The organism is Xylanimonas allomyrinae, assembly GCF_004135345.1.
GTDB classification, from domain to species: Bacteria; Actinomycetota; Actinomycetes; order Actinomycetales; family Cellulomonadaceae; genus Xylanimonas; species Xylanimonas allomyrinae.
The window spans coordinates 2,845,884-2,869,981 of sequence record NZ_CP035495.1 but is presented as its reverse complement, the minus strand read 5'-3'; the positions used below and the strand labels follow the sequence as shown (position 1 = coordinate 2,869,981).

The following is a 24,098-nucleotide window of genomic DNA, read 5'->3' as shown; positions in this document are numbered from 1 at the left end:
AGCGGTGCGCCTGGTACCCGGACGTCGCTCCTTGGTCACTGTCGTTGGTGACGGCGCCTTCGTGCGGCACCTGGAATCGCTTGAGAGAGTCCTGGCGACCGCTGCCGTCCCTGGATGAGCGCCTGACGCAGTCCGGAGTGGGGCGACGGTGGCGCATGTTTCACGTGAAACCGCAGACACCACGTCGGGCGGCGGGGCAGTGCCGGCGTCGATTCTGGGCCGAGTCCGTAGTGCGTCAGCATTCCGCCGCCCGCGGTGTGGACAGACGCTCGGCGTCGGTGGGAGGCCGTAGGCTGGGTGCGTAGCTGTGGCGCGAAGCCGTTCGGGTGGCCTGACGTGCGCGAACGGACCCCGCAGTCTGATACGTGATCGACGAGAGGGACGTAGAGGATGGCATCCGAGGACCGCAAGTGGCCGTGGAGTCGCCTCGCGTCACGTCCCGCGGCCGATCGTGACACTTCGGCTGCGATCGAATCGACAGGCAGCACCTCGGGAGCGGTGAGCGCCGAGCACACGGCCGGCCCTGACACCGGTGAGGCTCAGCCCAGAGTGCGATGGAGCGTCGTTGCGAGCGGCGAGCAAGCTCCCGCAGCATCGACGGAACCCTTCCATGCTGAACGGGAGTCCGGCGGATCCGGATCCGCCGACGCCGTCTCGTCTGAGCACTCTACGGAGACTCGGCCGAGCAATGCGGCCAACGGCCTTGTTCTCGCGGTGCACGGAAACCAGGTGGGGGAGAGGGAAGCAGACGTGTCGTTCTCGATGGTGCCTGGAGCGGATGAGGGCGAGGCGCCGCCACCTGCGGAACCGACGGCTGTGAGCGAGGAGCGAAGAGACGGTGGGGGTGGCTTCGCCCCTGCAGTTCCGACGCCCACCGAAGTGCGGATGCCTGCGGTGGCACTTGCTGTTCCGCAGGACGGATCTGCTCTTGGCACGATCGCCGTCGATGCGGGATCGATCTCGAGGCAACCCGCGGAGGACGCACCGTCTGCGGAAGACGCAGGCGGGGGCGTGCCGGGCCTCGTCGGCCCTTGGGCTGCGGGGGCGAAAGGAGTCGGGCGGCCCTGATCGACACCATCCCAGAAGCAGATGAGGACACGCCGCTAGCGGCGCAGCTTGCGGTGGACGCGCGCCGGCGGATCGACCTCGAAGGGCGGCGGTTTCCGCGGCCCGCACAGACACGCATCCTGACGGTGGCCAACCAGAAGGGCGGGGTCGGAAAGACGACCACGACGGTCAACCTTGCCGCCGGTCTTGCTCATGCGGGACTGAACGTGCTGGTGATCGACAACGACCCGCAGGGCAACGCCTCGACCGCTCTCGGCATCGAGCACCGGGCGGGAACACAGTCGATCTACGAGGTCTTGGTCGAGGACGCACCGCTGGCCTCGGCGATCCAGGAGTGCCCAGATATTCCAGGGCTGTGGGCCGTCCCCGCGACGATCGACCTGTCTGGCGCGGAGATCGAGCTTGTCTCGCTTGTTTCACGTGAAACACGGCTGCGCCGGGCACTCGACAGGTACCTTGCCGAGCGTGCGGAGAGTGGCGAGGCGCCGATCGACTATGTGCTCGTGGACTGCCCGCCGAGCCTTGGCCTGCTCACGGTCAACGCCTTCGTCGTCGCTCGCGAGGTCCTGATCCCCATCCAGTGCGAGTACTACGCGCTGGAGGGGCTGAGCCAGCTCCTGAAGACCATCGAGCTCATCAGAGCACACCTCAACCCGGAACTCAGCGTCTCGACGATCCTGCTGACGATGTATGACGGACGAACGAACCTCGCCCAGCAAGTGGCCGACGAGGTTCGGACTCACTTCCCGGAGCAGACCCTGAAGACGACGGTTCCCCGTTCGGTGCGAATCTCGGAGGCTCCGAGCCATGGCCAGACCGTCATGACCTACGACCCTTCGTCGACTGGCGCCCTTGCGTATCTTGAGGCCGCGCGCGAGCTCGCCGAGCGTGCCGTTGAGCGCGCTGACCTGCACGAACACGCGTAGCCTCGATGCCAGCCCAGACGGCTCCGCGCCAGCCGCCAGAAGATCGGCGAGTCCGACCCAAGCGACCACGACGTAGCAGAGGTAGCCAACGGTGACTGTGAGAAGGCGTATCGAAACGGGGGATCGGCGATGAGTGCTCAGAAGCGACGTGGACTTGGCCGCGGACTGGGCGCGTTGATCCCGTCGGGGCCGGAAGGCGATCGCCCCGTCGATGTCTTCTTCCCGGGAGGCGATCGATCGGCACGGCGGCCAGCCTCGAGTGGAGGAACGGGCAGCGAGGAACGGGCGGACGTCACCACGACCGACCCAGAGCTGGGCACCGAGTCGGGGACAACCGCTCGGGATGACGCGGCTCCGGACGGTTCCTCGGCTGGAGCGAAGATCGGGACGACGAGCGTGCGCTCGACATCGTGGGATGCCGCGATGTCGAGCGGCCGCCTCGCGATCCGGTCTGGAGGGTCTCCACGCCAGGCGTCGCCGGAGCGTGCTGACGAGGGAGGCGGAGCCGACCTGTCGTTGGGCACGGTGAGTGCGCCGTCTTCTTCGGACGCAACGACGCGGCACCTCGGGGAGGATCCGGTGGGCAGCGGTCCTGCCGAGATCGGGACCGTGAGCGGACCCATTCCCCTCGCTTCAGACAACCTCGCGACGGTGACGGCCATCGGAGCGGTTCGCGTCCCGCACGACGCACTGGGGTCACAGCGCTCCCAGGACGGCGGGTCTCCCGCGACCGTCGACGCTGTTTCACGTGAAACGGCCGACGTGGGCGGGGGCGTCGAGGGTGCTGTCTCCGTGGTGGGGGAGGAGTACGGAGCGGACGATCTCCTTCCAGTCCCGGGAGCGTCCTTCGCGGAGCTGCCCGTGGGTGCGATCCGCCCGAACACGTGGCAGCCACGTACGGTCTTCGACGAGGCTGAGCTCGACGAACTGGTGGCGTCGATCAAAGAGATCGGCGTACTCCAGCCGATCGTCGTGCGGCCCGACCGGGACGGTGACGGCCACTACGAGCTCATCATGGGTGAGCGGCGATGGAGAGCCACTCAGCTCGCCGGGCTCGAGACGGTGCCGGCGATCATTCGCGAGACCGACGACGCGGACATGCTCCGCAACGCGCTGCTCGAGAATCTCCATCGTGCACAGCTCAATCCGCTCGAGGAAGCCGCGGCGTATCGGCAGCTTCTGGATGACTTCGGCTGCACGCACGAAGAACTTGCCACAAGGATCGCGCGGAGTCGTCCGCAGATCTCCAACACGTTGCGCCTGCTGAAGCTGCCTCCGCTCGTCCAGAGGAGGGTTGCGGCAGGCATCCTCTCCGCCGGTCACGCGAGGGCCCTGCTGAGCCTCTCAGACGGGGCGGAGATCGAGAGGCTCGCCCAGCGGATCGTGTCTGAGGGTCTCTCGGTTCGGGCAACCGAAGAGATCGTGACACTGCGAGCTTCGGAGGGAGACGAACCTCGCCGCCGGGCGCCGCGGGCCGGGCAGCGAAGCGTCGCGGTTGATGACCTTGCCGGTCGACTGTCAGATCTGTTCGAGACACGCGTCAAGGTGCAGGTGGGCAAGTCGAAGGGCCGACTCACGGTGGAGTTTGCGTCCGTCGAGGACCTCAACCGGATTCTTGCGGTCATGGCACCGACCGATCCTGGGCTGCTCAAGTAGTCACCCGGTGACGGCGCGTCGATGGCGCCGACATGTGGGAGCGAGAAGAATGATGGGCCGTCGTTTCACGTGAAACGGCGGCCCATCATCGTGCGGCGCCTCTGACGGGTCGCGGTCGCGCGCCTCCCGCCGACGAGCGTTTCACGTGAAACACGGGGTATCGCGGGACGCGAGAGGTTGCACGCTCGCGAAGGGCACCGATGTGCAGGGCAGCACGCGGAGCCGTCTCCAGATGGCCCTGCTGAGAGGCAGCGTGTGGAACGGCGCTCAGCGAGCGGTGACCGCGAGCGGGACCGTCTCTCGGGCGGCGGTTTCGGCGAGGCGTCGGTAGAGCGCGGCGAGGTTGTGCCCTGCGGCGGTCGCAGCTTGAGGAAAGAGCGACGTCTCCGTCATTCCTGGCGCCACGTTGACCTCGAGCACCTGGGCCACGCCGTCGGGCTGGAGGATCAGGTCGGTCCGCGAGAGGTGGCGCAACTCCAGTGCCGTGTGTGCCGTGACCGCGGTTCGGGCGACGCACTCCGCCTGCTCGGAGGTCAGGCGCGCCGGGACGAAGTACTCGACACGCCCGGCGTTGTATCGAGCGTCATAGTCATATGTGCCGTCGACGACGACCTCGACCGGCGGTAGGGCGACGGGTCCGTCGGGTCCGTCGACAACCGAGACGGCGAGCTCGACGCCGTCGATGGCACGTTCGATGAGTGCGCAGTTCCCGTAGGCGAAGCAGTCGACCATGGCGCGCGCGAGGTCCTCGGGGCGATGCACGCGCGTGACGCCGAGCGCGGAGCCGCCACGCGTGGGCTTGACAACGACGGGCAGGCCGAAGCGCTCAGAGACGATGGTCAGTACCCCTTGGGCACCGAGATCGCGGAAGAGGTCCTGGGGGAGAGTCAGCCAGTCGGGAGTGGAGAGTCCAGCGGCGAGGAGCTGTTCCTTCACGATGGGCTTGTCCCATGCACGCCGGCTGGCACGCGGGCCGGTCCCGACGTAGGGCACACCGAAGAGTTCGAGGACGTCGCGAAGCGAGCCGTCCTCGCCTCCGGCGCCGTGCAGCAGCGGCCAGATGACATCGGGACGCTGCGCGTCAAGGTGGCGGAGGAGCTGGGAGTCGACGTCGTGAAGGGACACGTCGGCGCCGGCCGCGCGGAGGGCCTCGGCAACGCGCCGACCGGATCGGAGCGAGACGTCGCGTTCGTGGGACAGTCCACCCGCGAGCACAAGGACGGACAGTCCGCGGGACGGCGTGGCGCGCGTGGGTGCGGGTGGTCCGCTCAGGCCGGGAGCCACGACATCGACGCCGTGTCCGTCGGGTAGCGAAAGGGATGAGATCTGGGGAGTCATGCGCGCTTCACCTGCTCTGGTCGTGGTCGGGAGCGAGTCGCGGGGTGTCAGGCGAGGTCGGGTGCCGGGTACTCGGCGTCGCGCGGGTCCTCGTCGCGTTCCGCGTGAGTGCCGAAGAGTTGGACCAGGTCGGACTCGGCGTTGACGACCGAAGCGAGCCTCCGCACGCCCTCACGGATCCGTTCGGGGGTGGGGTAGCAGAACGAGAGCCGCATGTGGTCGGCGCCTTGGCCGTCGTAGAAGAAGGCCGTTCCGGGCACGTAGGCGACGCGTTCGGTGACGGCGCGGGGGAGCATGGACCGGGCGTCGAGGCCCTCGGGCAGCCGCACCCAGACGTAGAACCCACCGTCGGGCACGTTCCAGGTGGCGGTGGGCAGATGCTCGGAGAGAGCGCCGACCATCGCGTCGCGCCGCTCGCGGTACAGCTCGCGGTAGGACTTGATCTGGCCCTTCCAGTCGCATGTGTCGAGGTAGGTCGTGATGGCCATCTGCGAGGCGTTGGAGGGGGAGAGGATCGACGACTCGCTCGCGAGGACAAGCTTCTCGCGGACGGCGTGGGGGCGATGACCCATCCGACGCGGTATCCAGGGGCGAAGGTCTTGGAGAACGAGCCGAGGTAGAGCACGCCCTCGTTGTCGAAGGCACGCATCGCGGGGAGCGGCTCGCGGTCGAAGCCGAGGAGCCCGTAGGGGTTGTCCTCCACGATGAGCACACCGAACTGCCGGCAGATCTCGAGAACGCGGTGGCGGCGCTCGAGAGTCAAGGTGACACCGGCCGGGTTGTGGTAGTTCGGGATGGTGTAGAGGAACTTGACCGTCTTGCCCGCAGCGCGAGCGTCGACCAGCGCGCGCTCCAGAGCCTCGGGGACGAGCCCTTCCGCATCCATCTCGACGTGCTCGACCTCTGCCTCGTACGACCGGAAGACGCCCAGAGCACCCACGTACGAGGGCGCCTCGGCGAGCACGACGTCGCCGGGGTTGACGAAGATGCGCGTCACAAGGTCGAGTGCCTGCTGTGAGCCTGTCGTCACGACGACGTCGTCTGGGTGTGCATCGGTGATGCCCTCGAGCGCGACCACCTCAAGGATCCGCTCACGCAGCTCCTCGTCGCCCTGACCGGACCCGTACTGGAGCGCGGTTGCGCCCTTGGTCGTGATGAGCTTGCGCATCGCCTCGCCGATGACCTCGAGCGGCAGACCCTGGATGAAGGGCATGCCGCCCGCGAGCGACACGACCTCGGGTCGGTTCGCAACGGCGAACAGCGCGCGGATCTCCGACGCGCGCATGCCGTGTGCGCGGTCTGCGTAGGCGCCGAACCACGGATCGAGCCGGTTGCCGGGTGCCGCCTCGACCTGACCGGCTGCCGCGGCGCCGGCGTGCGTCGTCGTCGTCGGGTGCGTCGTCAGGTGCATGACCTGCTCGGTCATCGCGGCCTCCGGTTCTCTTACGATCCCGGTGTCGATTCCGGGTCGAGCGGGGACGAGGAGCCAGCCCTCGTCGTGCTGATAGGTGATGACTTGCCCCGTCTCGCGCAGCATGCGCTCGACGTGGTCCAGGTTCCGGCGCTCCTCGCCGGTGAGGGTGCGCCCTTGTGCCCTGCGGTGGAAGGCGAGGATCGCGCGGCGGTAGCCGCTCGAGCGGTGCTCCGGCCGGACGTCCCACGGGACGACGCGGCGCGTCGAGTGCTGAGCCGGCACCTTCGTGTGGCGTTTGCGGAACGTCGAGATCGCCTGGGGGGAGACGTCGATGTCCTCGTGCTCACGCAGGTGCTCGACGATCGCGCGCGGGCCGAGGCCCTCCTCCAGGAGGCGCGTTACGAGAGCAGCGGGCAGCTTGCGGGCCATGCGTGGCACAGTACACCGCGGCAGTTCATTCACAAAGCGATCCTGGCGCCACGCCGACGAATCGTGTGAGTGTGTTGTGATCAGTGTTCGGGCGGGAACGACGCAGGCCGGTGACCTTCGGGGGTCACCGGCCTGCGTGCAACGGGATGCGGTTCAGACGAGCACGGGCTCCAGCTCCGTGAGCAGCGCCTTCTTCGGGCGCGCGCCCACGATCGACTTCACGAGCTCCCCGCCCTTGTAGACGTTGAGCGTCGGGATCGACACGATGCCGTACGCCTGCGTCGTGGCCGGGTTGGCGTCGGTGTCCAGCTTGGCAACCTTGAGCTTGCCCGCGTACTCCTCGGCGATCTCCTCGAGGATCGGGGCCACCATGCGGCACGGGCCGCACCAGGTCGCCCAGAAGTCGACGACGACGGGCAGGTCGGCGTCGAGCACCTCGGCCTTGAACGTGTCGTCCGTGACGATGACGGTGGCGTGGTTGTCGGTCATGCGTACTCCTTGGCGGGCGCTGGCGTCGTGGCCGCGTCGTCGAGCGAGGCGAGGTACGCCTGCGCGTCGAGGGCTGCGGAGCAGCCTGACCCGGCGGCCGTGATCGCCTGGCGGTAGGTGTGGTCGACGGCGTCGCCGCAGGCGAAGACGCCAGACAGGTTGGTGCGCGTCGAGCGGCCCTCGACCCGGATGTAGCCCTCGTCGTCGAGGTCGATCTGGCCCTTGACCAGCTCGGTGCGCGGCTCGTGCCCGATGGCCACGAACAGACCCGTGACGGGCAGCTCACGCTCCTCACCGGTGACCGTGTCGCGCAACGTGAGCGCCGAGACCTGGTTCTCGCCGACGATCGCGGCGACCTCGCTGTTCCAGGCGACCTCGATCTTCGGGTTCGCCAGAGCGCGCTCGGCCATGATCTTCGACGCCCGCAGCGAGTCGCGGCGGTGCACGAGGGTGACCTTCGAGGCGAACCGCGTCAGGAAGGTGGCCTCCTCCATCGCGGAGTCGCCGCCACCGACGACGGCGATCTCCTGCTCGCGGAAGAAGAACCCGTCGCAGGTCGCGCACCAGGACACGCCGCGGCCCGAGAGCCGCTTCTCGTCCTCCAGACCGAGCTCGCGGTAGGCCGAGCCGGTCGCGAGGATGACGGCGCGCGCCAGGTATGTCTCTCCACCGCCGGTGAGGATGCGCTTCACGTCGCCGGTGAGGTCGACGCTCTCGGCGTCGTCCCAGACGACCTCGGCGCCGAACCTCTCGGCCTGCTCGCGCATCTTGTCCATGAGGTCGGGCCCCATGACGGCCTCGGGGAACCCGGGGAAGTTCTCGACCTCCGTCGTGTTCATGAGCGCGCCGCCCGCGGTCACCGAGCCGGCGACCACCACGGGAGCCAGCCCCGCCCGGGCCGCATACACCGCTGCGGTGTAGCCGGCAGGGCCCGAACCCACGATGACGACGTCGTGGATGGTGGGCGCGGGAACGTCCAGGATGTCGGTCACGCTGTCACTCATGTGTCTCCTTCTCGCGGTGGTGACGCCCGTCGGGCGACGTTCGGCGATCCACCGCCTTCGTAACGCGCCCGAAGGCGCCGATGTTCCGGCGCTGCGACCCCGCGGTCACGGGGACGGCAGGGCTGCGGTCACTGGAGGGTGATCTCGCTGAGCTCCAGCCGGTTGGAGCCCTCGGTCGTGGGCAGCTCGGTGATCCAGATGACGAACGAGTCGCCCACCACGGGCTGCGCGAACGTGAGCTCAGTCGTCGCCGCGAACGCGCCCTCGGCCAGCACCGGGCCCTCGGTCGGGTTGGCGGACGTCGCCTTGCGCACCTCGACGTGCCCGCCCGCGCTGTTGCTCAGGATCGTCATCGAGTTCACCGTTGCCGGCTCGCGCAGGGTCACCGTGAACCCGATGCCGTCCTTGAGGCCACCGAACGTCGGGCTCGAGTAGGTGCAGGTGAACCAGAACGTCGACGGGTCACCGTCGACCGCGAGAACCGCCGTCTCCGGTTGCTCGCCCCGGCAGCTCGCAGCCGGCCCGACCTGCTCGGCGGTGGCGATCACGGGACGAACCACCTCGGGATCGGCGGGAGTCGGCGCGGTCGCGGCGCCGTCCGTCGGGTCCGGGGAGCCACCGGTCTCGGTGCTCGTCGCAACACTGGCCGGAGGCTCGAACGGCGAGATCACGCGGTTGACGGCCCATGCCGCGCCCGCGATCAGAGCCACGAGCACGATGCCCAGCACGATCGGGGTCGGGTTGACCCCGCGGCGGCGAGGGGCGGACTCGGTCGTGAACCCTGCCGAGTGCCCCCCCGGCGCCGGTGGCACCGGCTGCCGCGCACCGCCTTCTGCCGCAGCGTGAGAGGACGCCCACTGCTGCGGCACAGGCCGACCCCCGGACGCCGCGGACGGTGCGGCAGCCGGCGGGAACGCGGGTGCGTAGCCCCCGGGCGGCGGGGGAGGCGGGACGGGCGCGACCGGCGTGCCCGGGGGCGGCGCCGCCGATCCGGCGGCGCCCCGGCGCCCCCAGCCCCGGCGAGCCCTGAGGCACCCACCGCTCCCGGGAGACCAGCAGCACGCGGGATGCGCCCGGTCGGGCGTCGGACTGGGGCGCCCGCGGGCGCCCCAGCCGCCGCGCCGCCCGCAGCAGCGCCACGCACCGACTGCCGCGCAGGGGCGCCGGCCGGTGCCGCCGGCTGGACGAACGCGGGCAGCGCCGCGACGACCGAGACCTCGCCCCAGGGGCGCAGCGCGGCGGCCAGCTCCCCGGGACTCGACGGTCCCTCGCCGCTGCTGCCCAGGGCACGCCGCACCGCCTCGCCCAGCACGGGATCGACGTGCGGGACCAGGGTCGACAGGTCGAGCGGCACGTCGTGCTCGTCGCGCTGCGCGGGCAGGGGACGCACCACGTCCGCGGCGAGCCACGGTTCGTCGAGGTCGTCGCCGGCCCACCGGGCGGTGAGCGCGTAGTACGCCAGCGCGGCCAGGTCACGCGCGTCCGACGAGGCACCGTCGGTTCCCGAACCCTCGATGCCGGCCAGCCCGGCGTCGAGGCCCAGGCCGGTGACGACGACCTGGTGGCCGTCGACACGGACGGCGTCAGGCCGCAGCGCGAGGTGGTGGACGCCGCGCTGCGCGGCGACGTCGAGCGCGGCGGCGGCCTCGCCGATGATCGCGCGAGCCTGCTGCGCGTCGACGAGGCCGCTGGAGATGATCTCGGTGAGCGTCGAGCCGCCGTACGGCTCGGTGATGACGTAGGACACGGGGACGCCGTCGACCTTCGTGGTGCCGACGTCGAGCACGCGTGCGAGCCGCGGGTCGGCCACGAGGGCTGCGCGGCGAGCCGCGTCGAGGGCGCTCGACGCGTGCGGGCCGCTGAGGAACGTCACCCGGACGGCGCGGTCGAGGACGACGTCCGTCGCCGCCCAGGCGCGCGCGTCCGCGAGATCGGTTGCCGCGACCTGCTCGAGCCGGTACCTGTCGACGACGACGCTGCCCTGCGCGACGGCCGGGCGGCGTTCGCTGCCGTGCGCGGGTCCGCTCGGTGGGACGTTGCTCACCTGGCCTCCTCGTGGGTGCGGCGGGCCTGCACCCGCGCGGGTTCATTCAACCGGACAGGCGACCGACGCTCGCTCTGTCGACAGTCAACTGTCATCCGTCGGCCGCCCGGTTCGATCATCGTAGGGGTGGACCCGGTCGCGTCCGGTCAGCACCGCCCAGCGCGGCCCGACCCGGTGCGGAAACCGTCGCGCGGCGTCACGCCCGCCGTTCGGCCTCGCCGCGGATCAGCGGGTCGGGCACGTCGGCGTCGGAGGTGCGTCGCGGCGACCGTCCACGCCGCACGGTCCGCCAGATGCCGAAGACCAGGAGCAGCGCCACCAGCCCGGCCAGGACGGCGGTCCCCACGGTCTCCCACCCGGCACGGACGCGGAGCTGAAGGCTGACCGGATCGGCCGCCTGTGCGCCGTCGGGCGTCAGAAGCTGGACCTGCACGTCGACGTCGCCCGACGCGAGCGCACTCACCGGAACGTTCACACGAGCCTCCGTGCCGGCCGCGACGACGATCGTCGGCCGCGACTCGATGATGAGGCGCGCGTCGTCGGGCCGCAGCACCACGTCCACCGTCGCGTCGACCGGCAGGTTGTTGCGCACCGTGACGGGAAGCGCCCCTGCCGCCGAGATGAGCGTCACCTCGAGGTTCACCACCGAGACGGTCAGTGCGCTGCGCAGGGTCGTCGCGGCGTCGATCGCGGCGTCGACGGCCGTCGATCGGTCGGTGGGCGACGAGCGCCACGCGACCGACACCGGGGCGGCGAGGCCAGGGGCGACGAGCGACGTCACGGCGCGGGGATCGTCGGCGACTGCCGCGAGCGAGGCGACCGCCGAGCGGGCGTCGGCGAGCCGCCGCACCTCCAAGGGCGCCAGCTCGCCGTCCTGGGGCTGGCTGCCGGGCAACGGAGTGCGCTCCACGGTGGGTACCGGTGAGGCGCGCAGCTCGTCCAGCGGAGCCAGACGCACCCACCCGCTCGCCTGGAGCGCCCCGAGCGTGGCGTGCAGCGCGTCGGCGTCGGGCGACCAGCCGCGGGGCAGTGTCGCGAGCAGGTGAGGCTCGTCGCCGGCGTTCTGGAACGCGACGACCGCAGTCTCTGCCAGAAGCCGTTGCGTCGCCTCGGCCGCCGACAGGACGGGGGCCTCACCTCCGGCCAGGTCGGTCGCCGCGGCGAGCACCTGCGAGAGCGCCTGGTCGGCGACGAGTGCCGTCACGCCACCCGCGTTCGTGCCGACGGCCGCGAGACCGGTGGCCGTCCCCTGCGACGGTGCGAGCCCGTCCATGACGACGGCGGTGCTCAGCCCAGCCGCCCGTGCGGCCGCCAGCGTGGCGACGTCGGGCGTGGACCCTGCGGGCCAGGCGACCGTCGCCCCCCATGTCGAGGGCACGCTCCAGCCCGCAGGGAGCGGCGCGGTGAGCGCCCCGGTGAGATCGGGGGCGCCCAGGTCGGCGTGTGCGAGCGCGCCCAGGTCGGGGTCGTACGCGGGCAGCGGGCTCACGCTCGTGCGGTCGCCGAGACCCGTCACCGCACCCGCCCAGGCCGTGGTCTGCGGATCGTGCGACGCCGTCGCCGTGGCGACGAGGGCAGGGTCGACGGCGATCGCGAGCGCGCCTCGGGTGCCCGTCGCGCCCTCCGCCACGCCCACCGCGGCAAGCGTGCGGGCGAGCGGGCCGCCAGGGGCGGTCAGGGCCGCGAGCGCGCCAGCGGAATGGGGGTCGGCCGGATCGAGCGCGGGGCCGGTCATCGGGGCGAGGAGCGAGAGGCCGACCGTGCCTGTTTTCCCGGTGCCCGTTTTCCCGGTGCCCGTCTGTCCGGTGTCCGATGGTTCTGGGCTCGGTGGTTCTGGGCTCTCCGGCGTGGTGCCCCGCGCTCCGGAGTCCCCGGACGGGGTGCCCTCGCCCGGAGGAGCCGGGTCCCACAACAGGAACGAGTGCACGGCGGCGAGCGTGCTGCGGCCGTCCGCGAGCGTGATCGCGAGCTCGCGCGGTGCGCGATCGTCGCCGGTCAGGCGCAGGCCGTCGACGGGGAGCGAGAACGTCAGGTCGATGTGGGCGCCCGCCGCCAGCGAGGGGACGTCGAGCGTCTTCTGCGGGGTTCCCGGGCGCCCGCCGGTGCCGTCTGCCCACGCGGCCAGGTCGCTGCGGGAGAGCACACGCTTCCACCCGATCCACAGTCGCACGCTCGCCCCCTCGAGCACCTCGGCGGTCGGGTTCGCGACGGTCACGGTGACCGTGAGGTCGTCGCCCGGGTGCGCCACCGAGGGGTCAAGGCCCGCATCGTGAGCGTCGGGGTGCGGGGCTCGTTCGCGGTCGCGACCAGGGCGGTCGTGCTGGGTGTGCCACCTGCGTCGCCGAGCCCGTAGGCGGTGCCGGGCGTGCCGCCGACGGCGAGCACCGCGGCGGCCGCGAGGGTGGCGAGGCATGCGCCGATGCGTCGTCGGCGGCCGGTGCCGGCCCGCCGCGGGGTGGACGCGCGCGTCACTGCGGGGATCCGGGCCGCGCGAGGCCGGGGGCGCGGACGAGCAGCTGGCGCGCGATGACCGCGAGCCGCTGCTCGTTGGGGTACGACAGGCGCTCGGGGAGCATGCCGACCGGCACCCAGAAGGCGTCCTCGGCCTCCTGGTCAGGATCTCCCTCGACCGTGAGGGTGCCGCCCGTCATGCTCAGCAGGTAGTGGTGGACGACCTTGTGGACGCGGCGCGTCTCGCCCGAGAACCAGTAGTCGATGACGCCGAGCGTCGTGCGGATCTCGCCCGCGATGCCCGTCTCCTCGAAGACCTCGCGGATCGCGGCCTGCTGCGGGGTCTCCGTGCCCTCGAGGTGCCCTTTCGGCAGGCACCACTCGAGGCGTCCGGCGCGGTTGCGCCGCACGATCACCGCGGCCTGCGGCCCGTCCTCGCCGTCGTCGGCGGGGCGCACGACGACGCCGCCCGCCGACGTCTCGTCGACGACGGGCAGGTGCTGCTGCGGGGTGACGGGGGTCGGCAGCGGGCTCAGGCCGCCCGTGCCGGGCGGAGCGCCGGGCGTGGGGCGCAAGCGCCGGGGATCGACACGCAACGGGCTTCCGCCCGGAGGCATCGGGGGACGGCGGGGCGCGGGTGGTGACCACCACTTGCCTGCGCTGCCCCTTGCATGCCACAACCCTACCGAGTGCGCGCAGCCCGGCTGACGCACGCGGCGCGACCGCTCGGGTGTTCCGGGTGCGCGTGCGCGCACCGGATCAGGGAGAATCCCATGCCGTGTCGACCCCCGAGCAAGACCTCCTGCACCGTGCGCTGCGCACGCTGACCACGATGGCACCCGCCGCGATCGAGCTGGGCACGCTGTTCAGGTCCGCGGGCCACGAGCTCGCGCTCGTCGGCGGCCCCGTGCGCGACGCGTTCCTCGGGCGCGCCAGCAACGACCTGGACTTCGCGACGTCGGCGTCCCCGGACCAGACCCAGGAGCTGCTCGCCCGGTGGGGCGACGCGCACTGGGACATCGGCAAGGAGTTCGGGACGATCGGCGCGCGCCGCTTCGCCCGCCCGCCGCGCGCCGGGAGTGGCGCCGGCGAGGGAGGTGCCGGCGAGGAGGGCGGCACGGCGGGAGCCGCCGACATCGTCGTCGAGGTCACCACCTACCGCTCGGACCAGTACGACCCCGCCTCGCGCAAGCCCGTGGTCGCGTTCGGCGACACGCTCGACGGCGACCTGTCGCGGCGCGACTTCACCGTCAACGCCATGGCCGTGCGCGTGCCCGAGCTGACGTTCGTCGACCCGTTCGACGGGCTGGGCGACCTGGCGCGCCGTGTGCTGCGCACCCCCATCGCACCCGAGCGCTCGTTCGACGACGACCCGCTGCGCATGCTCCGCGCGGCCCGGTTCGCCGCACAGCTCGGCTTCGCCGTCGACCCGGGGACGCTCGCCGCGCTCGAGTCGATGGTGGACCGCATCGAGATCGTCTCGGCCGAGCGCGTGCAGGCCGAGCTCAGCAAGCTGCTGCTGGCCGACCGCCCACGGCGCGGGCTCGAGGTGCTCGTCGAGACGGGCCTGGCGGGCCACGTGCTGCCCGAGCTGCCCGCGCTCAAGCTGGAGATCGACGAGCACCACCGCCACAAGGACGTCTACCAGCACTCCCTCACCGTGCTCGAGCAGGCGATCGCCCAGGAGACGGGCCCCGACGGTCCCGTGCCGGGACCCGACCTCGTGCTGCGCCTGGCGTCCCTGCTGCACGACATCGGCAAGCCGGCCACGCGGCGGTTCGAGCCGGGCGGCGGCGTCTCGTTCCACCACCACGAGATCGTCGGCGCGAAGCTCGCGACCCGGCGCCTGCGTGCCCTGAAGTACGAGAAGCAGGTGGTCAAGGACGTCGCCCGGCTCATCGAGCTGCACCTGCGCTTCCATGGGTACGCCGACGCGTCCACCGGCGGAGGCCTGAGCCCCGCCTGGACCGACTCGGCCGTGCGTCGCTACGTCACCGACGCCGGGCCGCTGCTCGAGCGCCTGCACCGGCTGACACGCGCCGACTCCACGACACGCAACAAGCGCAAGGCGCAACGGCTCGCCGACGCCTACACCGACCTGGAACGCCGCATCGAGGCGCTGCGCGCCCAGGAGGAGATCGACGCGATCCGCCCGGACCTCGACGGGACGCAGATCATGTCGATCCTCGGGATCGGGCCGAGCCGCGAGGTCGGGGCCGCGTACAAGCACCTGCTCGCGCTCCGCATGGAGCACGGCCCGCTGGGCACTGAGCGCGCCGAGGCCGAGCTGCGGGCGTGGTGGGAGCAGCAGCAGGGGTCGGCGGACGGCTGACGCCGCCGCTCCTCAGTGCGGCGCCGCCCCCTCGGCTGCCGGGACGCGGCGCAGCCCCAGGGCGAGCAGGGCCGCCCCGAGCATGACCGCCGCCCCGACGACGAACGTGAGGCTCGCGCCGCCCGTGAGCGCGTGCGGGGCGTCGGCCCCGCCTGCGCCCAGCGAGGCCGACCGCGCGGTGAGCAGTGCGACGAACGTCGCCGTCCCGGCGGCGCCCGCGAGCTGCTGCACCGTGCCGAGGGCGGCCGACCCGTGCGAGTACAGCCGCGGAGGCAGGGAGCCGAGAGCCGACGTGAACAGCGGCGTGAACACCAGCGCGAGGCCCAGGCTGAGCAGCATGTGGGCGGCGAGCACGAACCCCCAGGCCGTCGTCGGGCTGATCGTCGTCAGCGCGGCGAACGCGGCCGCGACCAGCGCCGCCCCCGGAGCCACCAGCGGGCGCGGCCCCACCCGGTCGTACAGGGTGCCGACCACGGGCCCCAGCAGGCCCATCACGAGCCCGCCGGGCAGCACCAGCAGGCCCGTGACCAGCGGGTCCAGGCCCAGCGCACGCTGGAGCACGAGCGGCAGCACGATGAACGAGCCGAACATCGCGAGCATCGACACCGCCAGCGCGGCCAGGCTCGTGGAGAAGCCTCGTGAGGCGAAGACGCGCAGGTCGAGCAGCGCGTCGTCGTGACGCTGCAGGCGCACCTGCCGCCACGCGAACAACGCCACCCCGGCGACACCGAGAGCCAGCGGAGCGGCGGGCGGCACCGGCGTCGTGCCGTCGACGGCCTCACCCAGCGACGACAGGCCGTAGACCAGACCGCCGAACCCGGCCACGGCCAGCGCGATCGACACCGCGTCGAGGCGCTGCCGCTCCCGCACCGAGACGTCGCGCACCAGCACCGCGCCGACGATGAGCGCCGCGACCGCGATCGGCAGCACCACGCCGAAGACGCCGCGCCACCCGAGCGGCCCGAGCACGGCACCCGAGAGCGTCGGGCCGAGCGCGGGAGCCGCCGAGATGACGAGCGACACGTTGCCCATGACCCGGCCCCGGTGCCGCGGCGGCACCAGGTTCATGACCGTCGTCATGAGCAGAGGCATCATGATCGCGGTGCCGAGCGCCTGGACCACGCGGGCGCCGACGAGCACGCCGAACGACGGGGCCAGCAACGCCAGCAGCGTGCCCGCGCTGAACAGCGACATCGCCAGCAGGTAGGACACGCGCGTGCCGAAGCGCTGCAGCAGGAACCCCGTCGTGGGGATGGTGACGGCCATGGTCAGCATGAACACCGTCGTCAGCCACTGGCCCGTGGCCGCCGTGACGTGCAGGTCCGCCATGATCGGCGGGAGAGCCACGCTCATCGTCGTCTCGTTGAGGATGACGACGAACGTCGAGGCCAGCAGGAGCGCGATCGCCGTGAAGTGCGTCCGCGGGAGGCGGTCCGACGCCGGCGCGGACCCGGGGTCCGGCTGCGCTGTGGACCGGCCCGTGGACCGGCCTGTGGACCGGTCTTTGGACCGAGGGGGTGAGCCGGTGGTGGGCGTGGCGGCCACCGGGGAGGCGTCCGCGATGAGGGACCTCGTCGGGGGAGCGGCGTCCATGGGACCTCCGTCAGGGGTGGTGGCGAGACAGCCGTGGCCGATGAGGCACGTGACCTCACCCTCGTTCGACACCCCGAGGGGTGCGCCTTATTCCCGGCACGCCCCCGGTCAGGGAGACACGCCGGCCCGCACCGGGCCGCCGTCGGCGCTCACGATCCGCCGCGAGCCGCGCGGACGCGGCCGGCCGAGCACCGCCTCGTAGGCCGCGACGGTCGCCTCCGCGATGCGGTCCCACGCGAACGCGTCGAGGTCGCAGCGCTGCTCCCGCGGACCAGCCGCCCACCGCAGCGCGTCGCCCAGCGTCGCGGCGTCCAGCTCCCCGCCGTAGCAGCGCACCCACGCCGGGCCGACGGCGTCGGCGAGCTCGGTCAGGGCGCCGATGGCCGGAACCAGCACGGGACGGTCCGCCGACAGCGCGAGCAGCGCCGACCCCGAGTTCTGGATCCGCCGGTAGGGCAGCACCACGAGGTCGGCGGCGCGCAGCCACAGCGCGAGCCTGTCGTCCGGGAGGAACTCGAGCTCGGCGGTGATGCGCGGGTCGGCGTCCGCGAGCGCGCGCAGCGCGGCCGCGTCGACGCCGCCCGCAGGCTTCCCGACGACGGCGAGCCGCGCGTCCACGTCCGGGACCTGCGTGAACACCTCCAGGAGCCGCGGCACGTTCTTGTACGGGCGGATCTGGCCGACCGAGACGACCAGACGCACCCGGGGATCGACGCCGAGGCGCTCGCGGGCCACGTCGCGCGACACCGTGAGGTCGTAGTCGTCGCGGTAGTGGCCGTGCGGGGTCACGAACGTGGGGACGGAGGCCAGGTCCGGGTCGAGGCTCCGCACGGCCTGGGCGCCGTCGGCGGTGAGCGTCAGGATGCCGTCGATGTTGGCCACGAGCAGCCGGCGGTACAGCGCGCGCAGCGCGGGCGTGGACCGCGGCTCGTGGCTCGCGAGGTTGTGGGCCGTCCACACCAGCCGGGTGCCGCGCAGCCGGGCGACGCGCAACGCACCGAAGAACGCGACCAGGCGCAGCAGCACGGCCAGCGGGCGGTGCGAGGACAGGAACGTCAGATCGGGCCAGTGCAGGTGGACGATGTCGACGTGCCGCGTGAGCAGGCGCCGCACGGACAGGTCGTCGACGTGCGCGCCGCAGCGTCGCACGGCGCGGTACAGGCTCGCGTTGTACGGGTTGGCGTGAGCGGTGCGGAACGCGGGTTCCGCCTCGACGGTCAGCGGGCGCGCTCGGGTGGTCATGCGCGGGCCTCCTGACGCGGGGTCCGGTCGGTGCGGGAGTCCTGGTCTGCGTGCGGGTCCCGGGTGGCGTGCGGGTCCCGGTCAGCGTGCGGGTCCCGGTCGGAGCGGACGGGCGGAGCGGTCGGGGCAGCGGGCCCGAACAGCGCCGTGCGCGCGTGCGGGTAGCCCGGCCGCCAGTCGGCGCGTCGCCGCCACGCGACGGCCCAGTGCCCGGTCCGCCCCCGTGACGTCTCCAGGCGGGCCCGCACCCACGTGCCCGCGAGCAGCAGCGCGACGCCCGCCCGCGCCGGGGCGCGCCCCCAGGTGCGCCGCAGCAGCGTCGTCTTGCCCGCCATGACCATGCAGAGCTTGAACCCGGCCGACGCCGTCGACCCGCCGACCGCGTGCACGATGGTCGCGTCGGGCACGACCACCGGCCGCAGCCCCGCCCGGCGCGCGCGGACCGAGAGGTCGGCGTCCTCGCCGTACAGGAAGTACGCCTCGTCGAGCCCACCCAGCGCGTCCCACACCGTGCGGCGCGCGAAGAGCAGACAGCCGGTGATGACGGGCACCTCGCGCACGGTGTCGCGCTCCCAGCGGCCCAGCGACTCGGGGTCGAACACCGCCGAGCGCCGCAACGCCGTCGTGAGCCCGAGGGCGAAGCACGTCAGGGACCACACCGTGGGTGCACCCCAGCACGAGCTGGGATCGGTGGTGCCGTCCGGGCGCAGCGTGCGCCCGCCGTACAGGCCGTGGCGCGGGTGCGCGTCGGCGAACTCGACGAGGCGTTGCAGCGACCCGGGCAGCACCGTGGTGTCCGGGTTGAGCAGCAGCACGCCGTCGCCGCGCGCGTGCGCGACGGCGAGGTTGACGGCACGCGCGAAACCCAGGTTCTCACCCGGCTCGACGACGACGGCGTCCGGCAGCGCGGCGCGCACCGCGGCGGCCGTGCCGTCGGTGCCGTTGTCGACCACGACCAGCTCGTGCGGCAGCGACGTGAACCCCGACGCCACCGTGCGCAGCGCCGCGAGGGTCTCCTCGCAGGTGTTGAACGTGACGACGACGACGCTCGCGAGCGCGGTCGGGGTGACGACCGGGAGGGTCATGGTGCGCTCACCCGCTCGGGCTGGAGGTCGGCCCCCGGTCGCGGGGCGGCACCGGGTGCCGCGGGCTCCGGACGCCGGCCGATCACGCGCGCCGGGACGCCCGCGGCCACGCACCCCGACGGCAGGTCGTGCGTCACGACGGCGCCCGCGCCGACGACGACCTCGTCCCCGATGGTCACGCCCGCCGTGACGACGACGTTGGCGCCGAGCCACACGTCGCGCCCCAGGACGATGTCACGCTCGACCTTGGGCTGGTCCATCACGGGGGTGCCCGTCTCGATGCCGTAGTTGGACGCAGTGAGCGTCACGTGCGGCCCGAGCAGGCACTGGGGACCCAGCACGATCCGGCCCGTCGAGTTCCCCGCCCACAGCACCGAGTGTTCGCCCACGTGCGTGCCGGCCCCGAGGGTGATGCGCTCGGCGTTGCGGAACGACACGTTGGGGGCGAACGACACGCCCGCGCCACGGTCGAGGAGTCGCACCTGCCGCACGTGTGCGTACGCGCTGAAGTGCGCGAGTCGCAGCGCGTGCAGGTACACGCGAGGGTCGGCGAGGGAGCGCAGGGCATCCTGCCAGCGTCTGGGCGCCGGGTGGGTGTCGGTCATGGGGTGCCGCCTCCCTGGTGGTGGGGCTGGCGGTCCGGCCGCCGGCCGGGCTGGTCGCCGGGGTCGTGTCGCACGCCGGGACCGGCGCCGGGGGGAGCGGGCAGGGCGACGGCCGCGACGACGTCGTCGGCCGTGCCCAGGACCAGCTCGGCAAAGGCGCGCTGGACGGCATCGACGTCCACGTGGCGGGAGCCGACGACAGCCAGCGAGAACGTGTCCGCGTAGGACGAGCCGAAGACTGCGAGGTCGTCGCGGGGGTCGAGCACAGGCCACAGCACCGCACTGCCCACGAGCGCGGGGCCGAGGCTCCGGGCGCGGGGCCGCCACGGCACGAAGCTCGCGTAGCCGCGGCGTCGCGTGGGAGCGTCGGGTGCGGGGTGTGGTGCTGCGGGGTGTGGTGCTGCGGGGTGTGGTGGAGCATCCCGCGTGGGCGAGGCGGAACCGGGTTGCCCAGGAGCGGGCGACCCAGGAGCAGAGTGCCCGGGGCTGAGCGTGGGGCTGTTCGTGGCGCTCTTCGTGGGGCCGAGCGCGGGGATCGTGGGTGCAGGGCTGGCGTGAGCAAGACCGGCGGTTGTGAGAATGGTGGCGGCGGGACGGGAGGGTTCTCCCGGCTCGGCGACGCGGCTCGGCGACGGCTCGATCGCCTCGACGGCGGTCGCGACCGCCGCGTGGACGAGCGGGACCGCCTCGGCCAAGGTCGTCCCCGGCGGGATGCCGACGACGGTCATGCGCACGTGGTTGCGGCGGTCTCCGCGGGCCGCGCGGCGGGAGATCGGCACGCCGAGACGCGGCCCTGCGGGATCCGGCAGCACCTGGTCGAGCGCCACGAGGGCCAGCGCAACCGTGAGGTCGTGCACCGAACCCCCGAGCTCGCGCGCGCGGCGCGCCACGGGCGGCAGGTCGTGCGTCGCGAACGCGTAGCGGCGCTGCGGGACGAGCGACTCGGTGAGGCCGCGCACGACCAGGACGTGATTGCGCACCGGCCGCACGAGCCGGCCTCCCCAGCGGCGCAGTCGCCGCAGGAACGGCTTGCGCCAGTACTCGTGCCACGCTCCGCGCGGACCCTCCTGGCGGCGCCACCAGGCGAGCCAGGCGACGCGCAGCAGCTCGGCCCCCGACCGTGGGGGGCGGTGCGGGCCAGGTTCGAGCGGCGGAACCGTGGGCGTGGAGCGGCTGGTGCCGGTTGCGCTGGTGCCGGTTGCGCTGGTGCCGGTCGTGCTGGCCCCGCTCGTGCTGGCCCCGCTAGTGCTGGCCCCGCTCGTGCTGGGCGCGGCGGCGCGGCTGCCTGGCCCGTCGGCTGCGGCGTCACCTGCAGCACCGGCGCCCCCGGCAACACCGGCGTCCCCGGCAGCACCGGCGTCGTCGGCCTCGGTGAGGGCGTCGAGCAGCCGCATCCCGTAGAGGCCGTCGCCCACCGCGTGCTGGATGCGCCAGGCGATCGCGACGCGCCCGTCGTCGAGCTCCGCGACGACGGTGTTCCACAGCGGCCGTCGCGGGTCGAGCGGCGGGTTGAGCCGTCCTGCGAGCAGCACGGGGAGCTCGGGGCCGTCGGTCGCGACCACGCCCACGTGGAACCGCACGTGGGCCTCGAGGTCGATGTCGTCGTCGGGCACCCACGCCGGGGTGGTCAGGCCGAAGGGTGCGGGGCGCAGGCGCCGCCGCAGCTCGGGTGCCCGCGCGAGCCCGTGAGCGAGCGCGCGCAGCACGAGCTCACGATCGAGGGCGCCCGTCTCCGTGCGCAGCGGTTCGCCACGCAGCAGCAGGCCGGCGCACGGCGTCGCGTGTTCGAAGACCACGGCATTGGCGACGAACTTCTCGTCGAGGGTGCCGAGCAGCTCGGCCCAGACGGGGCGGCGGTCACGAGGCATCGTCGGCTCCCTCCCGCGTGCGGCCCGGGCCTCGTGCCTGCACGCGTGCCAGGGCGTGCTCGCCGCCTGCGGCGGGGTCTGGGGGCGCGGACACGGACCGCGCAGGCACGCCCTGCACCGTGGCCGGGGCGAGGCCGGTCGGCACCGTGGCCGCGGCGAGGCCCGTCGGCACGGAGCGCGCGGGCCGGCCGGGCGCCGGTGCCGGCACCGGCTCAGGCGGCCGGTCGTCGACGAACACTCCCGCCCGCAACCTCAGGTGCCGCGCGGTGCGCCAGCCGTGGATCGCACCCGCCAGGAGCGCCCCCTGGGCAGCCCTGGCGCGGCGGTCGGTCCCCGCCCGCAGCCACCGCAGCACGGCCCGCCGCACCACCGTCGCGGCCAGCCGCGCCCCCGTCGTGGCGTCGAGCCGCAGCCATTTGGCCACGAGCGCGCCCAGGCCCAGCCCGTACCCGCGGTAGAGCCGCGCGTGGTCGTCCCCCTCGCGCGTGTTCGCGTGCAGGACGACGCTCGCCTCGTCCTGCACGACGACGCCGCCCGCCGCGATCAGGCGGCAGAACATGTCGAGGTCCTCCGCGCCGGCCAGCTCGCGGCCCGCGCCCAGCACGTCGTCGAACCCGCCGACGGCGAGCACCCGGGCCCGCCGGAACGCCATGAGCGCCCCGTGCCCGGCGTCCAGCCCCTCGACCACGCGCCGCAGGTGCCGTGCGGGCTGCGGTGCGGCGCCGGGCGTGCCGGCCAGCGTGTGGTCGAGCATCCGCCCCGTGACCGCGACGACCTGCGGGTCGCCGAACCCGGCGAGCACCGCACCCGTCCAGCCCTCGACGGCGAGGCAGTCGTCGTCGGTGAACAGGACGATGGGCCGGTCGGTCGACGCCAGCCCCAGGTTGCGTGCGATCGACAGGCCCGGGACGTCGGACCGCACCGCGCGCACCCCGGCGTCGGCGGCGGCAGCGAGCGTGTCACCCGTGCGTGACCCCGAGTCGACCACGAGCACGTCGACGCCGGACGGCGTCGCCTGCGCGATGCGCGCGAGCGAGCGGCGCAGCAGGTCGGCGCGGTCGCGCGAGCAGACGACGACGGCCAGGTCGCCCGGCCCGGGAAGCGGCGCGGCGGCCGGGCGCCCTGCCGGCCGGTCGGAGTCACGCGACGGCGGCATGGGTGCCTCCGTCCGGCACGCCGCCCGCTGTGCCGCCCGCTGTGCCGCCCGCTGTGCCGCGCGTCGCGCCGCCCGTCGCCGCGATCGCCGAGTCGTAGGCGGCGACGAGGCGGGCCCCGGCGGCCTGCCAGGTAAGCGCCGGCGCGTGCGCGGCGGCGGCAGCGCCCAACCGGCGACGCAGCGCGTCGTCGCCCGCGAGCAGGTCGAGCTGTGCGGTGAGCGTGGCGACGTCGCCCGGGTCGTGCAGCAGCCCGTGGACGCCGTCGTCGAGCAGAGCCCCCGCGGCCGTCGAGACGAGCGGGACGACCCCCGCCGCCTGCGCCTCGTAGGTGACCAGCGCGCTGCCCTCCTCGATCGTGGGCAGCAGCAGCACGTTGGCCTCGGCGAGCGCGGCCGGGACGTTCGGGGTGAAGGGTCGCGCCTCGACGCCCCGCGCGCCGAGCAGGTCGGCGATCGCCGCCCGGTACTGCGGCACGAGCCCCAGGTCCCCGTGGATCAGGAACCTGCCGTGCTCGCTCGCGCGCGACGACGCCCACGCGGCCAGCGCGTGGTGCAGGCCCTTGCGCGGTTCGCCTCGGCCCAGGAACAGTGCAGTGAACGGGCGTCCCGGCCGTGGCCCGGGGGTGCCGTCGGGCGAGCCGGGAGCTGGACGGTACCCGTACTGGTGACGCAGCAGGCGGCCGGGCGCGACGCCGCGCTCCAGGAAGGTCTCGCGCACGTGCTCCGACGGGACCAGCAGCGCGGTCGCGGCGTCGTACTCGGCCTCCTCGCGCCGCAGGCGGCCCGGGTCGGTGGCGTGCGCCAGCCCGGCCGGTAGCGCGACTCCCAGCCGCGCGCACTCGGCGGCCACGACCGCGAACGCGTGAGCGGTGTGGGTGTTGGGGACCTCGCGCACCGCGGGCAGCCCCGCGGCGTGCGCCGCCCCGAGCGTCCGCAGGCACGCCGCCGGCCACGCGTGGACGACGTCGAGCTCCTCCGCGAGCCGGGCCACCGACCTCGCCGCGACCCGGTCATGATGCACGAAGGCCCGCTGGCGCCCGACGGCACGGTGCGGCACCCGCACCCCGGCGACGGCGAGCGTCGTCGTCAGCGAGGCGAGGCCCGGCACCGGGCGGTCCAGGCTCGTGGCGACCAGGTGGACGCGATGCCCGGCCGCGACCAGCTCGGTGACCTGGTTCCAGGCGGTCCAGCCGATGCCCGGAGAACCCACCGGGTGCGGGAAGCTGTAGAGGACCGTCAGCCGCGGGTCGCCCGCGCGACGCGGCCCACCAGGGTGCGGGGTGTGGTGCGGGGAGAGTCGAGTCACGATCGCACTCCGTCCGGTGCGAGGAACCTCAGGTCCCGACCACCATCACCGCCCGGCCGCAGCGCGCGCAAGACCCCCCGAGCGGATCACCC

Annotated in this window: 18 protein-coding genes and 1 pseudogene; 3 read left to right on the top strand and 16 right to left on the bottom strand. The window is 73.2% G+C overall.

Annotated features, from left to right (window positions below):
- The first annotated feature begins 1,121 nt into the window (after nucleotides 1-1,121).
- Both ET495_RS12970 and ET495_RS12965 read left to right on the top strand, forming a co-directional pair.
- On the top strand, nucleotides 1,122-1,994 hold the full coding sequence (locus ET495_RS12970) for a ParA family protein (protein ID WP_245993068.1): 873 nt from the start codon (nucleotides 1,122-1,124) through the stop codon (nucleotides 1,992-1,994).
- A gap of 423 nt (nucleotides 1,995-2,417) precedes the next feature.
- Nucleotides 2,418-3,650, top strand: a complete 1,233-nt coding sequence (locus ET495_RS12965) for a ParB/RepB/Spo0J family partition protein (RefSeq protein ID WP_342770169.1) — start codon at nucleotides 2,418-2,420, stop codon at nucleotides 3,648-3,650.
- Nucleotides 3,651-3,917: 267 nt separating this feature from the next.
- Here the strand turns inward: ET495_RS12965 and ET495_RS12960 are convergent, their stop codons facing one another.
- The 9 genes and pseudogenes from ET495_RS12960 to ET495_RS12920 form a co-directional block, all read right to left on the bottom strand.
- On the bottom strand, nucleotides 3,918-4,988 hold the full coding sequence (locus ET495_RS12960) for a D-alanine--D-alanine ligase family protein (RefSeq protein ID WP_129205148.1): 1,071 nt from the start codon (nucleotides 4,986-4,988) through the stop codon (nucleotides 3,918-3,920).
- A gap of 47 nt (nucleotides 4,989-5,035) precedes the next feature.
- A pseudogene (locus tag ET495_RS12955) lies at nucleotides 5,036-6,399 on the bottom strand (aminotransferase-like domain-containing protein).
- A 585-nt stretch (nucleotides 6,400-6,984) separates the two neighbouring features.
- Nucleotides 6,985-7,320, bottom strand: a complete 336-nt coding sequence (gene trxA / locus ET495_RS12950) for a thioredoxin (RefSeq protein WP_129205147.1) — start codon at nucleotides 7,318-7,320, stop codon at nucleotides 6,985-6,987.
- The gene (gene trxB / locus ET495_RS12945; RefSeq protein ID WP_129205146.1) at nucleotides 7,317-8,324 is read right to left on the bottom strand and encodes a thioredoxin-disulfide reductase; all 1,008 of its coding nucleotides are present in this window, start codon (nucleotides 8,322-8,324) and stop codon (nucleotides 7,317-7,319) included. The genes trxA and trxB overlap by 4 nt, the downstream gene beginning before the upstream one ends.
- 128 nt (nucleotides 8,325-8,452) lie before the next feature.
- On the bottom strand, nucleotides 8,453-9,040 hold the full coding sequence (locus ET495_RS12940) for a hypothetical protein (protein WP_129205145.1): 588 nt from the start codon (nucleotides 9,038-9,040) through the stop codon (nucleotides 8,453-8,455).
- Nucleotides 9,025-10,368 (bottom strand): protein kinase family protein, encoded by a 1,344-nt coding sequence (locus ET495_RS12935; protein WP_129205144.1) that lies wholly within the window; start codon nucleotides 10,366-10,368, stop codon nucleotides 9,025-9,027. Before ET495_RS12935 ends, ET495_RS12940 begins: the two co-directional genes overlap by 16 nt.
- Nucleotides 10,369-10,564: 196 nt before the next feature.
- Nucleotides 10,565-12,583 carry a DUF6049 family protein gene (locus ET495_RS12930; protein WP_129205143.1) on the bottom strand — a complete coding sequence of 673 codons (2,019 nt, stop codon included), beginning with the start codon at nucleotides 12,581-12,583 and terminating at the stop codon, nucleotides 10,565-10,567.
- Nucleotides 12,580-12,840, bottom strand: coding sequence for a hypothetical protein (locus tag ET495_RS12925; RefSeq protein ID WP_129205142.1), 261 nt, complete (start codon nucleotides 12,838-12,840; stop codon nucleotides 12,580-12,582). The genes ET495_RS12930 and ET495_RS12925 overlap by 4 nt, the downstream gene beginning before the upstream one ends.
- On the bottom strand, nucleotides 12,837-13,436 hold the full coding sequence (locus ET495_RS12920; RefSeq protein WP_129205141.1) for an NUDIX hydrolase: 600 nt from the start codon (nucleotides 13,434-13,436) through the stop codon (nucleotides 12,837-12,839). The genes ET495_RS12925 and ET495_RS12920 overlap by 4 nt, the downstream gene beginning before the upstream one ends.
- Before the next feature lie 215 nt (nucleotides 13,437-13,651).
- Between ET495_RS12920 and ET495_RS12915 the strand changes: the two genes are divergently transcribed.
- A complete protein-coding gene (locus tag ET495_RS12915) occupies nucleotides 13,652-15,151 on the top strand; it encodes a CCA tRNA nucleotidyltransferase (protein WP_245993467.1) in 1,500 nt (499 codons plus the stop codon).
- Between the two features lie 12 nt (nucleotides 15,152-15,163).
- Here ET495_RS12915 and ET495_RS12910 read toward each other — a convergent pair whose 3' ends face one another.
- The 7 genes from ET495_RS12910 to ET495_RS12880 form a co-directional block, all read right to left on the bottom strand.
- Nucleotides 15,164-16,744 (bottom strand): MDR family MFS transporter, encoded by a 1,581-nt coding sequence (locus ET495_RS12910; RefSeq protein ID WP_129205139.1) that lies wholly within the window; start codon nucleotides 16,742-16,744, stop codon nucleotides 15,164-15,166.
- Nucleotides 16,745-16,852: 108 nt separating this feature from the next.
- Nucleotides 16,853-17,986 carry a glycosyltransferase family 4 protein gene (locus ET495_RS12905; RefSeq protein ID WP_129205138.1) on the bottom strand — a complete coding sequence of 378 codons (1,134 nt, stop codon included), beginning with the start codon at nucleotides 17,984-17,986 and terminating at the stop codon, nucleotides 16,853-16,855.
- Complete coding sequence (locus ET495_RS12900; protein ID WP_129205137.1) at nucleotides 17,983-19,071, bottom strand: glycosyltransferase family 2 protein; 1,089 nt, start codon at nucleotides 19,069-19,071, stop codon at nucleotides 17,983-17,985. The genes ET495_RS12905 and ET495_RS12900 overlap by 4 nt, the downstream gene beginning before the upstream one ends.
- Nucleotides 19,068-19,676, bottom strand: a complete 609-nt coding sequence (locus ET495_RS12895; protein WP_129205136.1) for an acyltransferase — start codon at nucleotides 19,674-19,676, stop codon at nucleotides 19,068-19,070. Before ET495_RS12895 ends, ET495_RS12900 begins: the two co-directional genes overlap by 4 nt.
- Nucleotides 19,673-21,544, bottom strand: coding sequence for a wax ester/triacylglycerol synthase domain-containing protein (locus tag ET495_RS12890; protein WP_129205135.1), 1,872 nt, complete (start codon nucleotides 21,542-21,544; stop codon nucleotides 19,673-19,675). Before ET495_RS12890 ends, ET495_RS12895 begins: the two co-directional genes overlap by 4 nt.
- Nucleotides 21,534-22,700: a glycosyltransferase family 2 protein gene (locus tag ET495_RS12885; protein ID WP_129205134.1), complete on the bottom strand. Its 1,167-nt coding sequence runs from the start codon at nucleotides 22,698-22,700 to the stop codon at nucleotides 21,534-21,536. Before ET495_RS12885 ends, ET495_RS12890 begins: the two co-directional genes overlap by 11 nt.
- Nucleotides 22,684-24,006, bottom strand: a complete 1,323-nt coding sequence (locus ET495_RS12880; protein ID WP_129205133.1) for a glycosyltransferase family 4 protein — start codon at nucleotides 24,004-24,006, stop codon at nucleotides 22,684-22,686. The genes ET495_RS12885 and ET495_RS12880 overlap by 17 nt, the downstream gene beginning before the upstream one ends.
- Between the last annotated feature and the right edge of the window lie 92 nt (nucleotides 24,007-24,098).

Bases quoted from the DNA above. Each gene is read 5' to 3' on its own strand.
- ET495_RS12965 (WP_342770169.1), top strand. From the start codon at position 2,418: ATGTCGAGCGGCCGCCTCGCGATCCGGTCTGGAGGGTCTCCACGCCAG.
- ET495_RS12960 (WP_129205148.1), bottom strand. From the start codon at position 4,988: ATGACTCCCCAGATCTCATCCCTTTCGCTACCCGACGGACACGGCGTC.
- trxA (WP_129205147.1), bottom strand. From the start codon at position 7,320: ATGACCGACAACCACGCCACCGTCATCGTCACGGACGACACGTTCAAG.
- trxB (WP_129205146.1), bottom strand. From the start codon at position 8,324: ATGAGTGACAGCGTGACCGACATCCTGGACGTTCCCGCGCCCACCATC.
- ET495_RS12920 (WP_129205141.1), bottom strand. From the start codon at position 13,436: ATGCCTCCGGGCGGAAGCCCGTTGCGTGTCGATCCCCGGCGCTTGCGC.
- ET495_RS12915 (WP_245993467.1), top strand. From the start codon at position 13,652: ATGGCACCCGCCGCGATCGAGCTGGGCACGCTGTTCAGGTCCGCGGGC.
- ET495_RS12910 (WP_129205139.1), bottom strand. From the start codon at position 16,744: ATGGACGCCGCTCCCCCGACGAGGTCCCTCATCGCGGACGCCTCCCCG.
- ET495_RS12905 (WP_129205138.1), bottom strand. From the start codon at position 17,986: ATGACCACCCGAGCGCGCCCGCTGACCGTCGAGGCGGAACCCGCGTTC.
- ET495_RS12900 (WP_129205137.1), bottom strand. From the start codon at position 19,071: ATGACCCTCCCGGTCGTCACCCCGACCGCGCTCGCGAGCGTCGTCGTC.
- ET495_RS12895 (WP_129205136.1), bottom strand. From the start codon at position 19,676: ATGACCGACACCCACCCGGCGCCCAGACGCTGGCAGGATGCCCTGCGC.
- ET495_RS12890 (WP_129205135.1), bottom strand. From the start codon at position 21,544: ATGCCTCGTGACCGCCGCCCCGTCTGGGCCGAGCTGCTCGGCACCCTC.
- ET495_RS12885 (WP_129205134.1), bottom strand. From the start codon at position 22,700: ATGCCGCCGTCGCGTGACTCCGACCGGCCGGCAGGGCGCCCGGCCGCC.